The organism is Novosphingobium sp. NBM11, assembly GCF_015390225.1.
Lineage (GTDB): Bacteria > Pseudomonadota > Alphaproteobacteria > Sphingomonadales > Sphingomonadaceae > Novosphingobium.
In genome coordinates this window covers 1,146,981-1,159,388 of sequence record NZ_VUOG01000001.1, presented here as the reverse complement: position 1 = coordinate 1,159,388, position 12,408 = coordinate 1,146,981, and the positions used below count along the sequence as shown (strand labels likewise).

Sequence of the window (12,408 nt, the reverse complement as noted above, 5' to 3'; positions counted from 1 at the left end):
TACGGCTACTTCGTCCGCACGCCCCTGGCAACGTCAACCCGGCAGCGCATAGGCAATCACGCTGTCGCCTGCGGGCGTCTCCATGAAATGGTGCCCGCCGGCAAAGATGACGAGGTATTCCCGGCCCCCCTGCTGGTAGATGATCGGCGTCGCCTGGCCGCCTGCTGGCAGACTGGCCGACCACACAGTCTTCCCCGTCCGCAGATCGATCGCCCTTATCAGGTCGTCGGTGGCGGCGGCGATGAATACCAGGCCACTGGCGGTCGTCACCGCGCCGCCGTTGTTGGGCGTGCCGATCGTGAGCGGCAGCATCGTCGGCACGCCGAACGGACCGTTGCGGCGCGCCGTGCCAAGGGGGCGGTCCCACAGCGTCCTGCCGGTGGCGATGTCGATGGCGCGAATGCCGCCATATGGGGGGCGTTTGCACATCAGCCCGGTGAACGGCATGCGCCACCCCGCGTTCACCTCGATCGCGTAGGGCGCACCCCATTGCGGATCGACCGAATGAGACTTGGTGGAAATGTCCTTTGCCGCGAAACGCGGCTTGATGTCGCGCCGATCCGCCTCCGCCCGGGTTATCAGCCGCACATAGTTTGGCATGTCGTTGTAGTTGGCGACGATCACGCCGCGCAGCGGATCGATCGACACGCCACCCCAATCGCTGCCACCGTTGTAACCGGGATATTCCACACTGCTCCGATCGACGCTGGGCGGCGTGAAGTAACCGCGGTAGTCCGCTTCGCGGAACTGGATGCGGCAGATCATCTGGTCGATCGGCGACATGCCCCACATGTCGGATTCGTGAAGCGGCGCCTTGCGCAGCGTGTTCCACAGCGAAACGATCTGCTGTGCTGCGCGCTGGGCAGGTTCCGCGCCGCCTTGCGGGGCGGCGATCGTGCCGATCGGCGTCAAAGGCCGGCCGGTGGCGCGATCCAGGATGTACAGGTCCCCCTGTTTCGACGGGACAAGCACCGCCGCTATGCCCTTGTAATCGATCAGGGATGGCTGACTACCGAAGTCATAGTCCCACACGTCCTTCTTGACGGCCTGGAAGCTCCAGCGCGGCTTGCCCGTGGCGACGTCGAGCGCCACGAGCGAGCTCGAATAGGCATTCTCGAGCGGGGTGCGGCCACTTGACCAGTAGTCGTTCGCCGCATTGCCGAGCGGGACATAGACGAGGCCAAGCCGTTCGTCGCCCGCGGCGCTGGTCCACATGTTCGGTGTTCCCCGCGCCCAGGTCTGGCCGGCCGGCGGATAGCCGCTCCAATCGGGGTGAGCCATGTCCCAGGCCCACACGAGCTTGCCCGTCCGCGCATCGAACCCCTGAACCACGCCGGAAGGCGCCCGGCTGTATTGCCCGTCGAGGATCTGGTGCCCCACAATGATCACCCCGCGCACGATGGTTGGCGCCGAGTTGATGGAGGCGAGGCCCGGATAGACCGGCCCCATGCCGATCTTGGTATCCTGTTCCCCCGTGCCGTTGAATTCGCGGCACGGCTCGCCCGATAGGGCGTCCAGGGCGATCAGGCGCGAATCCAGAGTGCCCTCGATCACGCGGGTGGCGCAAGGCGCGGCTCTTTCTGCGCCGGGAACCGCATAGACCACAACTCCGCGGCAAGCGGTGGTATAGGGAATCCATGCGTCGGGCACTTTGGGATCGTGACGCCAAGCTACGCGCCCGGTGGCCGCATCGAGCGCGACCACCACATTCTTGGCGGTGCAGGTATAGAGCAGGTTGCCCACTTTTATCGGCGTGTTTTCGGTGCCGTAGAGCTTCTGGAACTTCGCGGATTGCGGCGTGCCGCCGGTATGCGTCTCCCAGACTTTGTGCAGGCTTCCGACATTGCCGCGATCGATCTGCGTGAGGGGAGAATAGCGCCAGTTCGCGTAAGTTCCGCCATAGGTAGGCCAGTCGCGCCCAGTCGCCAGGCCAGAGGGATCCCCCAGCGCCTGCGAGCTCTGCGGAGGCAACGCGAGCACAGGCGACGACAAGCCCGAACCGGGCAAGGCAAAGCAGGCGATAACGGCGAGCAGCCCCGCCGCGATGCCGCCGCCCGACCACTTCCAGCGGTGCGGGCTGTCCACCAGCGTGGGCATGACCAGCAGCATGGCGACCAGCAGCACGAAGGGCGCGATCAGCCAGGGGATCATCGCCCAGGCGTTTCCTTGCGCTTCCGAGAGGCCCCAAACCATGCTCAGCAGGAACAGAGCGGCATACAGCCAAACCGCAAGCGGGCGCCGGCGAAATAGCAACCAGGCCGTGCCGAGCAGCCCGAGGCCGGCCAGCAAATAGTAGATCGATCCGCCGAGCTCGACGAGGTAGGCGCCCCCGCCAGTCATAATGACGCCCGCCAAGGCAATTACAACGCCCAGTACAAGGGCTGGCCAAGCGCCTCTCATGCCGTTTTCCTCGTTTGGCCGAGGGGACGACCCGGCCTTCAGCTTTAGACAGCCAACGGCATTGCGTTCTCGTCGTTCCCCGAATGCATCGTGGGTTAGCGCCACGCGGAGGAGATCGTGCTCGGCGTGACCCCTTAAATAGTCCGAAACGGAGTAACTTGTGCGAACGCGCCACCGATTCTGATGACGGAACGGGCTTGGCGCGCGTGTTGGCCTGGCAAGGTTCTGTTTTCCTGCGTACTTTTGCCATCCGCCTGGGGCCATGGCGGCAATTGCTTATGACCCCAGGCTTCAGGCGACCCGACAAGGCCCCCGTTGAGGGTTGGTCCAGAAGCAGATACGTAATGACACCGTGATCGTTGCGTATGCGCTTAGTCGGTTATCCAGACATCCGCGTTATAAGCGTCCTGTAAACGTGATCGGTGTAAAAGGTTGTAACACCTGCTTCCCGGGAACGACGTGTTGCCCGATGGGGTGGGGTATGCGCGATGACGGTAAAGGACTTGCATGATGCATATCGCCATCGTTGATGATGATGAAACAGTGCAGGCTTTCGTTGCGGAAACCTTGCGTGGGGAAGGGCACTCGTGTTCGTGCTATCGCAGTGGTCTGGATCTGCTCGCTGCCGCGCAGCGCGAAACTTTTGATCTGCTGATAGTAGACTGGAACATGCCGGGGATGAGCGGCATCCATCTTATGGAACTGGCCAAGTCGCGGATCGCGGCGTGCCCGCCGGTCATCATGCTGACCAACCGCTCGGACAAGGATGATATCGCGCTGGCGCTCAACACCGGGGCGGACGATTTCATCATCAAGCCGGAAAGCCCTGTGGTGATCCTGGCCCGTGTGAACGCCCTGTTGCGGCGCAGCGCCGTCGGGGGAACGGCGGTGCAGGGGCCGTTGCAGTTCGGCGCCTATCTGTTCGATGCGCAACGTAATGTCGTGAAGTTCGGTGGAGAGGACATTGCGTTGACAGCGAAGGAATTTGCGCTGGCCATGCTCTTTTTCGCCAACCAGAACAGGCCGCTTTCGCGCGCCTATATCATGGAAGCGGTCTGGAAGAGCGTGGCCGAGCTTTCCACGCGCACGCTCGACATGCACGTTTCGCGCATTCGCACGAAGCTTTCGTTACGGCTGGAAAACGGCTTTTCGCTGCGAACGGTGTTCGGCTACGGCTACAGACTGGAGACCGACCATGCGCAAGACTAACCGGATCGCTCGCCCGTTTGCGGCCCTCGCCCTTGCCCTGCCCGCAATGACGGGTCAGCAAGGCCATGCCGCATCCGCGCCGGTTGTGGCGGTGGCGCAGGATCAGATCGAATATACCGTGCGCGCGGGCGACAATCTCTATCAGATCGCGTCGCGCTACCTTGTCCGGCAGGCCGATTATCGCGAGGTCCAGCGTATCAACCGCGTGGCCGATCCCTTGCGCCTGCCCGTGGGATCGCGGCTGCGCGTGCCGTTGCGCCTGCTGAGAACAGAGCCGTTGCAGGCCCGCATCCTGGCGGCGCGCGGCACCGTGACGCTGGAAAGCGGCGGCGCGCCGATCCGGCCGACCGCCGGTCTCGCCGTGATGCCGGGTGCCGTGCTGGAGACGGGAGCCGATGGTTTCATCGGGCTCGCCCTGTCCAACGGCTCGCAAGTGTCGTTGCCTACCCGCACGCGTGTGCGGCTGGTGGCGATGCGGCGCATCCTGCTGACGGGCAGCGTCGATTTCGATGTCGCGGTGGAACGCGGCAAGATCGAGACGCAAGCTACCCCGCTGCAAGCGGACGGCAGCCGTTTTCGCCTGCGCACGCCGCGCGCGGTTTCCGCCATTCGCGGCACCGTCCTGCGCGTCGCTTATGACGATGCCGGCGCTTCGGCCACGGAAGTGGTCGAGGGCAAGGTTGCGGTGCAGGGCGATCCCTCGGCTGCCGAAACCATGCTGGCGCAAGGGTTCGGCGCGCAGGTCTCTCCCGGTGGCGCGGTGAAGGTGGAAGCGCTGTTGCCGGCGCCCGAACTGGTGGACGCGGGAAAGGTGCTGGTCGATCCCGTGGTAGCCTTGCAGGCGCGTCAGGAGGCGGGAGCAAAGGGGTATCACGTCCAGGTCGCGGCCGATTCCAGCTTCGCCGATCTGGTGACCGAGGCCAGCGCCGACGGCGATACGGTGACGTTGCCGGCTTTGGCCGACGGGCGTTGGTTCGTGCGCCTTACCGCTCTGTCGGCCACCGGGATCGAGGGCTTGCCGCAGGTCTATTCCCTGCGCCGCTCGCTGACCGGGCTTAGCGCCAGCGCTGCGCAGGACGGCGACCGGATCACGATCAAGTGGCTGGGGCAGGGGGCAAGCGACGCGCGCCGGCTCTATCGTTTCCAGTTGGTGCGTGGTGACGCCAAGGCGGCGCCGATGATCGACGAGCCTGGATTGCAGGACGCGCAGGTGGGCGTGGCGGGTCTGGCCGATGGAGTCTATTTCTGGCGCGTCGGCGTGCAGCAATATGCTGATGGCGATGTTACTGAAAACTGGACTCCTTTCCAGAAGTTCACGGTCACGGGTGCGGGCCGATAGGCGCCGCGCGCGATGCTCTATCGCCGGCTGCTGATCGAATGGCTGGTCGTGGTGATCGCGGCCAGCCTGCTGGTAACGGCATCGGTACGCGGACGCTGGACCGCGCCGGTCGATAATATCCTGCTGGATTCGATGACGCTGATCCGTCCCGCCAATGCGGATGATCGGATCATGCTCGTCGAAATCGACGAAGGCAGCCTGGCGCGGATCGGCAACTGGCCGTGGCCCCGCTCCGTCCACGCGAGCGCGCTCGAAATGGCGGCGAAGGCACGGCCCGCCGCGATCGGTTACGACGTCCTGTTCATCGAGCCGACGGCCGAGGACGGGCGTTTCGCGGAAGGGTTGCGCGCGGCGGCGCCGGTCTACCTGCCCATGCTGCCGGGCTTGCCGGATGCCGACGGCCGCGCGGCGACCACGGCGGATCAGAAGCCGCCCCCGCCGATCAGCGCGGCGGCGGCTGGACTGGGGTCGGTGGACGTCAACTTCGATGACGATGGCGTTGTGCGCCGCTTCGAACCCCGGCTCAACGGGGCGGTCCCGCATCTGACGGAATTGCTTGTCCGGCGCATAGATCCGCAAGCCTACCAGGCCCATCCGCCCGCGATCACGCAGATCATCCCGTTCCAGCGGCCCGGCGCGTTCCGGCGCGTGTCGTTCGATGATCTGCAGGCTGGGCGGGTGCCCGCTGCGCTGATCCACGGCAAGGTGCTGCTGTTCGGCGGGATCGCATCCGGCTTCGGCGATCGCTTCCTTGTGCCGTTTTCAGCCGGTACGCTGATGTCGGGCGTGGAACTGCAGGCCAACATGCTCAATGCCCTGCTGCATGGCGATTTCTACCACGATGTGGGCACGCCATGGGTGCTTGCGTTCAGCCTGCTTCCGGTGTTGCTGCTGTTGCTTGCCTTCCTGCATTTCGGGCCGATGACGAACCTGCGCCTGTCGCTGGCGGGGCTGGTCGTGGTGTCGGCCGCGTCGGTGGCCTTGCTGCTGACGACCGGCTGGTGGATTCCGCCGGGCTCGGCCCTGCTGGGGCTGGTGGTGGTCTATTCGCTGTGGGGCTGGCGGCGGCTGGCGGCGGTGAGCGAGTTCCTGACCGCCGAAGTGGTCCAGCTCCAGAAGGAGCCCGACCTTGTCCCCGCAGCGGTGCCCGCGTCCGGGCGTGGCGACCTCGTCAACGTGGAGACCAACCGCCTGCATGACGTGATCGCGCAGCTGCGTGCCTTGCGCGCCTTCATCGCGGAAATTCTGGCCCGGTTGCCCGATGCGGTCTGCGTGGTCGACGACGATGGCGCGGTGGTGATGGGGAACATCGCGGCCGACCGCCTGTTCGGGCGCGCGGTGCGTGACCAGCCCTTGCTGCCTCTGCTGGCCGGGATCGGGCTGGGCGGGGCCGTGCGCGAAGGCGAGGTGACGTTGCCCGATGGGCGGACGCTGGTGTTATCGCGCGCGGCGATCGAGGGGGTCGGCACGATCATCCGCTTTGCCGATATTACCGAGCTGAAAGCGGCATCCCGCGCACGGGAAGAGGCGCTGCAGTTCCTTAGCCACGACATGCGCGCGCCGTTCTCCGCCGTTATCGCGCTGCTGCAGGATCGGACATCGGGCGATAGCGGAGCGGTAACCGCCGATACCGCCTTGCGCATACGCCAGCATGCCGGGCGCGGGTTGCAGCTGGCGGACGATTTCGTGCAACTCGCCCGCCTTGAGAACGCGCGCGTGGTGGCGGAACCGGTCGATCTCACGGGCGCTCTGGCGGAAGCGACAGACCTGGTCTGGCAGCGCGCGCGCCAGCGCAACGTGGCGATCCGCGAGCGTATCGACGATGACGATCTGTGGGTGATGGGGGACTCGGCCCTGGTCCAGCGCGCACTGCTCAACCTGCTGGGGAATGCAGTGAAGTTCGCGCCGGAAGGTGGAACCGTCGAATGTCGCATCGTGCGCGAGGGCGCGCTGGCCGCCTGCTCGATCACGGGACAGGGGCCGCCGATGCCGCCGGAGCGCGCGCGCGATCCGTTTATCCCCTTCGCGCCCGGCACCGATGCGGCGGGCGAGGCCAGCCGGGGGCTGGGGCTGGCGTTCGTGAGAATGGCGGTGGAACGGCAGAACGGGAGCGTAGGCTATCGCGAGATGCCGGATGGCATGAAGGAGTTCACCATCCGCCTGCCTCTCGTCACTGACGATTGAGTGGGCTTCAGTCGCGCGTCCACGACAGCTCCGATCCTTCGGGCACGGGATGGACCAGCATGTCCGCAGCGCGGGCAGCGAGTGAGGCCAGCACGGGCTTGCCCGTGCCGTGGCAGTGATCTTCCTCGGCCCAGCCGCGCCCGAGCAGGGTGCCCGTGGCGTGGTCCACGACCGTCAGGACGAGGCGATACCGGGTGTCGTGGCAGGATTGCAGGAAGCGCTGCTTCTTGGCTCCAGAAAGCGGCGGGGCCGCGTTGTCGACCAGCACCGCCACGTTCGACGGGCGCTGGGTATAGGCAGCGGTCAACTCGTTCCGGCTGTCATCGGCGATGCCGATGCCGGTGGTGCGCAGCGCGTTGACGATGACCGTCCGGTCGCCGTTGTCTTCGGGCATGGCGGTTGGCTTCACGGTATAGGGCGTGGCCGGCGTCTCCGGCGCGGCCATTCCACCGAAGCGGGTTCGCACCGGACCGGCGCAGCCGGAGGCAAGGCAGGCCAAAACGACCAGCGTGGTCAGGCGGCGCGACACAGGCAGGTGATGAAAGGCTTTGACGCGCGGCGCTTCGGGCATGTTGGCGGTCTCGTCTCGGGATGTCGGGCGGAGCTTAGGTCTCCATCGCCAATATCGATCGCCCGCGCAATCGGGAAGATTGCGGACTCGACAGGGTAGGGCGGTGGGCGCGCGCAGCCCTGGCGCCCACGCGGCGCCTTGCAAATTTACATCATTTTACACCGAAATGCCCGAAATTCTGGCACTTATCATCGCATGTGCGTGGTTCTTCATGCGCTTTCCGCAAGCCGCTCGCGGCCCGCCGCGTGATGCCGGGCCAGGGTGTGAACTGCGGGAGCCGTGACGGGAACCACGGGGTCAGGATGGGTTGCGACATGAAGGCTTTCGAAATCGGAGGAATTGCCCTCGAACCTGCCAGGATGGGTATCCCGCTGCTGGCCTGTGAAGGGGACATCATCGTTTCGCCCCCGCTGCCCGAACGCACGGCGCGCGCGCATCTGGCTTTGGCACGCGAGCTCTATTCGGCGCGTCGGCGGCGCGAGCGCTTCTTTCCCGCCGACTTGTTCGGCGAGGCGGCGTGGGACATCCTGCTGGATCTCTATATCGCCCGCCACGAAAAGCGCGAAGTCGCCACCACCAGCGCCTGCATCGGTGCCTATGTTCCGCCGACCACGGCCCTGCGTTGGCTGCGCCATCTGATGGAGCATGACTACGTGCATCGTGAAGACGACGGCAAGGATCGGCGCAGGACGTTCGTGCGGCTTTCCGCCAAGGGCAACGCGGCGATGGACGCTTTCCTGGCGAACATGCTGAAGACGATGGCCCGCAACCTTGGCGCGGTGCTGATGGCCGAAATGGAAGGCGACTGCCAGTAAGGGGGAGCTCTATCCTGCATCCCTGACCTGGTTGCCCCAAAGGGCGATACTGCCAGATTGGCACGTTCTTAACGATTGATGGGCCAAGCATCCACTGTCCGACCGGAAAGTGGATCCCTGATGTTCGATATCCTGTTTTGCATTCGCGATCAGCATGATTTCAGCCTCGTGCTGCTCGCTGCTGGCGTGTGCCTCCTGTCGACCGTAACGGCCGTCCTCCTGCTGCGCCAATCGCGCGTGGCAACGGGACGCGGCGCCCGCAACTGGGCGGTGATCGGCGGAGCGGTAACCGGGTTCGGTATCTGGTCCACGCACTTCATCGCGATGCTCGGCTACGATCCCGGCGTGGTGATGGGGTACAAGGCGGGGCTGACGGTCGGTTCGCTCGGCATTGTCGTCGTCAGCATGGCGGTCGCGTTCCTGCTCGCGATGAGAGCAAGCACGCGAACCGGCCGCTTTGGCGCAAGCGTGCTGGCGGGCGCAGGTTTCGCGACGATGCACTATGTCGGCATGGCGGCAGTAGAGATGCCGGCCGTCATCCAATGGCGGTTGCCTTATGTCGCACTTTCGCTCGTGCTCGCGATTGTGCCGTTTTTCGCCGGGCTGGACAGGGCGGTGCGGCATGGTGGACGGGGGCAGGGTTTTGCCGCGGCGCTGATGATGACCGTCGCGGTGGTTGGCCTGCACTTTTCCGGGATGGCCGCGATCCGGCTGATCCCCGCCCGTCTGCATACCGAAGCGATGCTGCTTTCCCCCAGCATGATGGCCGTCCTGGTCGGCAGCGTTTCGGTGCTGCTGCTGGCGCTGTGCATCGGGAGCTGGGCAATCACACGCCGGGCTACGGCCGCGATCGAGGTTAGCGAACGGCAGTTCAGTATCCTGGTCAAGGGCATCTCCGACTGCGCGCTCTACATGCTCGATCTCGAAGGGCGGGTGGCCAGCTGGAATGCCGGAGCGCAGCGTCTGAAGGGGTATCAGGCCAGCGAGGTTCTTGGCCTTCCGCTTGGGCGTTTCTATTCGCCCGAAGACCGCGCGGCCGGTGCGCCGCAACGGGCACTGGCGCAGGCGCTGGCCGAAGGCAAGTTTACCGGCGAGGGCTGGCGCATGCGCCGCGATGGTTCGCGCTTCTGGGCGCATGTCACCATCGAGCGGATCGTCGATGCCGCGGGCGAACACATCGGCTTCGCCAAGATCACGCGCGACATGACGCGCTTCAAGGAAGACCAGGACCGGATCAAGGAGGCGCACCATCGTCTCGATGCCGCGCTGGAGCACATGCACCAGGGCCTTTGCCTGTTCGATGCCAGCCAGCGGCTGGTGCTGCGCAATCGCCGGTTCGCCGAACTGTGGCAGTTGCCCGACGACAGCTGCCAGCCGGGCTGGACGCTGGAGGACGTGGCGCGGGCTGCGCTGGAGGCGCGAACGGGTGGCCGGGTTTCCGACGAACGGCTGGAAAACATGAAGCTTCTGCTCCAGCGCTCGTTCGCATCGCCGGAACTGCCGCCCGTGATTTCCGAATTCGGCGAGGATTTCGTGGTCTCGATTTCCAGCCGACCCATGCCGAACGGCGGATGGGTGACGACCTTTGAGGACATTACCGAGCGCAGCCGTTCGGAGGCCCGAATCGCGCACATGGCCATGCACGATGATCTCACCGGGCTTCCCAATCGCGCCAGCTTCAACCACTGGCTGGATCGGGAACTGGAACTGGCGGAACTGCGCGATGAGCAGGTCGCTCTGGCGATCATCGACCTCGATCGCTTCAAGGAAATCAACGATACGCAAGGCCATGTTGCCGGTGACATGCTGCTGCAGCGGATCGCGGATGCGATGTCGGCCGCGCTGGGTGACGGGGAGACGGTGGCGCGGATCGGAGGTGATGAATTCGCGGCCGCCAAGCACTTTTCCTCGCCCGCCGAACTGTCGGATTTCGTGGCCCGGCTGAGCCGTTGCTTCGACATTCCCTTCGGCGCGCAGGACGGCATTGCCGTGGGCGCCAGTCTCGGCATCGCGATATACCCCACCGATGCGACGGGCCGCGAGGCGCTGCTCAACAATGCCGATCTCGCGATGTATCGGGCCAAGGGCAATCTGGGCGAGCGCATCTGCTATTACGAACAGGGTATGGACGAAAGCGCCCGTCATCGTCGCCAACTGGCAAACGACCTGCGGCACGCCGTGGCGCGGGGAGAGCTTGCTGTCCTGTATCAGCCGCAACACTCGCTCAAGAACGGGGAAATCAGCGGCTATGAAGCGCTGTTGCGCTGGCACCATCCCCGCTTCGGCATTGTGTCGCCCGTGGAGTTCATCCCGATCGCCGAGGAAAACGGCGAGATCATGAAGCTGGGCGAATGGGTCTTGCGCATGGCTTGTGCGGAAGCGGTCTTCTGGCCGCAGAAGCACAAGATCGCCGTAAATCTCTCGCCCGTGCAGTTGTTGCAGGCCGATCTGCCGGAAATCGTCACGCGCGTACTGGTGGAAACAGGCCTTTCGCCTCAGCGCCTCGAACTGGAGATCACCGAGACGGCGCTGATTGCCGACAAGGTGCGGTCGCTGCACACGCTGCGCCGCATCAAGGCGCTGGGCGTCAGCGTTGCCATGGACGATTTCGGCACGGGCTATTCCTCGCTGGACACGCTGCATTCGTTCCCGTTCGACAAGATCAAGATCGACAAGTCGTTCCTGCTTGAATCCGAACACAACGAACAGGCCCGCGCGATCATCCGGGCCGTGCTGGCACTGGGCAAGAGCCTGCAGATCCCGGTGCTGGCGGAAGGCGTGGAAACGATCGGCCAGCTCGAACTGCTCGTCTCAGCCGGTTGCGAGGAAGCCCAGGGGTATTACTTCGGCAAGCCGGCCGTGGCTCCCAGCGTGCCCCTGCAAGGTACAAAGGCGGGATAGCGCCTGGGGGCACCGGGAGCGCGATGGTCGGGGCGGGCGCGGGAACGGACAGGTCGGACTTGCGCGGCACGCCACTTCCGCCTAAGGCCCCCCTCCATCGTTGCATGTTGGCTTCCAACTTGAAACGAAGGTGGAAAGGTTTCAGCTCGCCCTGATATTTTTCCAGTAAAATCAGCGCCTTTGCGGGTGTAGCTCAATGGTAGAGCAGAAGCTTCCCAAGCTTACGACGAGGGTTCGATTCCCTTCACCCGCTCCAAACTTCAGTCCATCGACATCCACCTGTGCCTTTGAAAACTCGCGTAAAACCGGGGTGTTTTTAGCGCCTGCTGACCACTGGCGATCGTGGCAATCCGGCCGCAGCCAGGGAAATTGGGGGCCTTTTCCTCCAGGTCTATCCTGGTGGTGGCAAGCTCTGGCGACAGAAGTATCGCGTCGATAGCCGAGAGAAGAAGCTTAGTCTGGGCGCCTATTCAGGAGTCGGTCTGGCCGAGGCCCGACGACGCCGGGAATCGGCACGAGAGCAGTTGGCGATGGGCAAGGACCCATCGCGCGAGAAGCAGAAGGAGAAGCTGCGCGGCCAGGCGCTCAGCGCCTGCACCTTCTCCATCATCTCCGCCGAGTATTGCGAGCGCCGCCGGCAGGACGGGTATAAGCCCTGGGCGCCGGCAACAGCCAAGCGGTGCGAGTATCTGCTCAGTCTGCTCGACAACACGATCGGCAAGCTGCCGATTGCCGAGATCGGACCCGCCAATGTGCTTGCCGCCGTTCGTCCGATCGAGCGCAAGGGCAATCTGGAAAGCGCCTCAAGAACAATGCGGCTTGCTGCGCACGCTTTCGTCCGCCCAGGCGAACTACGTCATGCCGAATGGGCAGAGATCGACCCCGAAGCAGCTGTCTCGACGATCGCGGCGGCGCGGATGAAGATGCGGCCAATGCATCGGTGACTGCCAGGAGAAAGGCGTAGACAAGAAGTGCGTTTGCCTGTCGCT

The 12,408-nt window shown here is 64.8% G+C and carries 8 protein-coding genes and 1 tRNA gene; 7 read left to right on the top strand and 2 right to left on the bottom strand.

Annotated features, from left to right (window positions below; all coding sequences use genetic code 11):
* Window positions 1-33: 33 nt before the first annotated feature.
* Window positions 34-2,400, bottom strand: coding sequence for a membrane-bound PQQ-dependent dehydrogenase, glucose/quinate/shikimate family (locus F1640_RS05535; protein WP_194918159.1), 2,367 nt, complete (start codon window positions 2,398-2,400; stop codon window positions 34-36).
* A 507-nt stretch (window positions 2,401-2,907) separates the two neighbouring features.
* Between F1640_RS05535 and F1640_RS05530 the strand changes: the two genes are divergently transcribed.
* The 3 genes from F1640_RS05530 to F1640_RS05520 are packed head-to-tail and all read left to right on the top strand — an operon-like array spanning window position 2,908 to window position 7,132.
* On the top strand, window positions 2,908-3,609 hold the full coding sequence (locus F1640_RS05530; protein ID WP_223806718.1) for a response regulator transcription factor: 702 nt from the start codon (window positions 2,908-2,910) through the stop codon (window positions 3,607-3,609).
* Window positions 3,596-4,948: a FecR domain-containing protein gene (locus tag F1640_RS05525; protein WP_194918157.1), complete on the top strand. Its 1,353-nt coding sequence runs from the start codon at window positions 3,596-3,598 to the stop codon at window positions 4,946-4,948. The genes F1640_RS05530 and F1640_RS05525 overlap by 14 nt, the downstream gene beginning before the upstream one ends.
* A 12-nt stretch (window positions 4,949-4,960) precedes the next feature.
* On the top strand, window positions 4,961-7,132 hold the full coding sequence (locus F1640_RS05520; protein ID WP_194918155.1) for a CHASE2 domain-containing protein: 2,172 nt from the start codon (window positions 4,961-4,963) through the stop codon (window positions 7,130-7,132).
* Window positions 7,133-7,139: 7 nt separating this feature from the next.
* Here F1640_RS05520 and F1640_RS05515 read toward each other — a convergent pair whose 3' ends face one another.
* Window positions 7,140-7,703, bottom strand: coding sequence for a hypothetical protein (locus F1640_RS05515; RefSeq protein WP_194918153.1), 564 nt, complete (start codon window positions 7,701-7,703; stop codon window positions 7,140-7,142).
* A 314-nt stretch (window positions 7,704-8,017) separates the two neighbouring features.
* Between F1640_RS05515 and F1640_RS05510 the strand changes: the two genes are divergently transcribed.
* The 4 genes from F1640_RS05510 (at window position 8,018) to F1640_RS05495 (ending at window position 12,363) form a co-directional block, all read left to right on the top strand.
* Window positions 8,018-8,518: a MarR family transcriptional regulator gene (locus tag F1640_RS05510; protein WP_233497871.1), complete on the top strand. Its 501-nt coding sequence runs from the start codon at window positions 8,018-8,020 to the stop codon at window positions 8,516-8,518.
* Between the two features lie 120 nt (window positions 8,519-8,638).
* Entirely contained in the window at window positions 8,639-11,419 is a 2,781-nt protein-coding gene (locus F1640_RS05505) for an EAL domain-containing protein (protein WP_194918151.1), read from the top strand.
* Window positions 11,420-11,601: 182 nt separating this feature from the next.
* Window positions 11,602-11,675: transfer RNA gene (locus tag F1640_RS05500), tRNA-Gly, on the top strand.
* Between the two features lie 67 nt (window positions 11,676-11,742).
* The gene (locus tag F1640_RS05495; RefSeq protein ID WP_194921171.1) at window positions 11,743-12,363 is read left to right on the top strand and encodes a site-specific integrase; all 621 of its coding nucleotides are present in this window, start codon (window positions 11,743-11,745) and stop codon (window positions 12,361-12,363) included.
* Window positions 12,364-12,408: the final 45 nt, after the last annotated feature.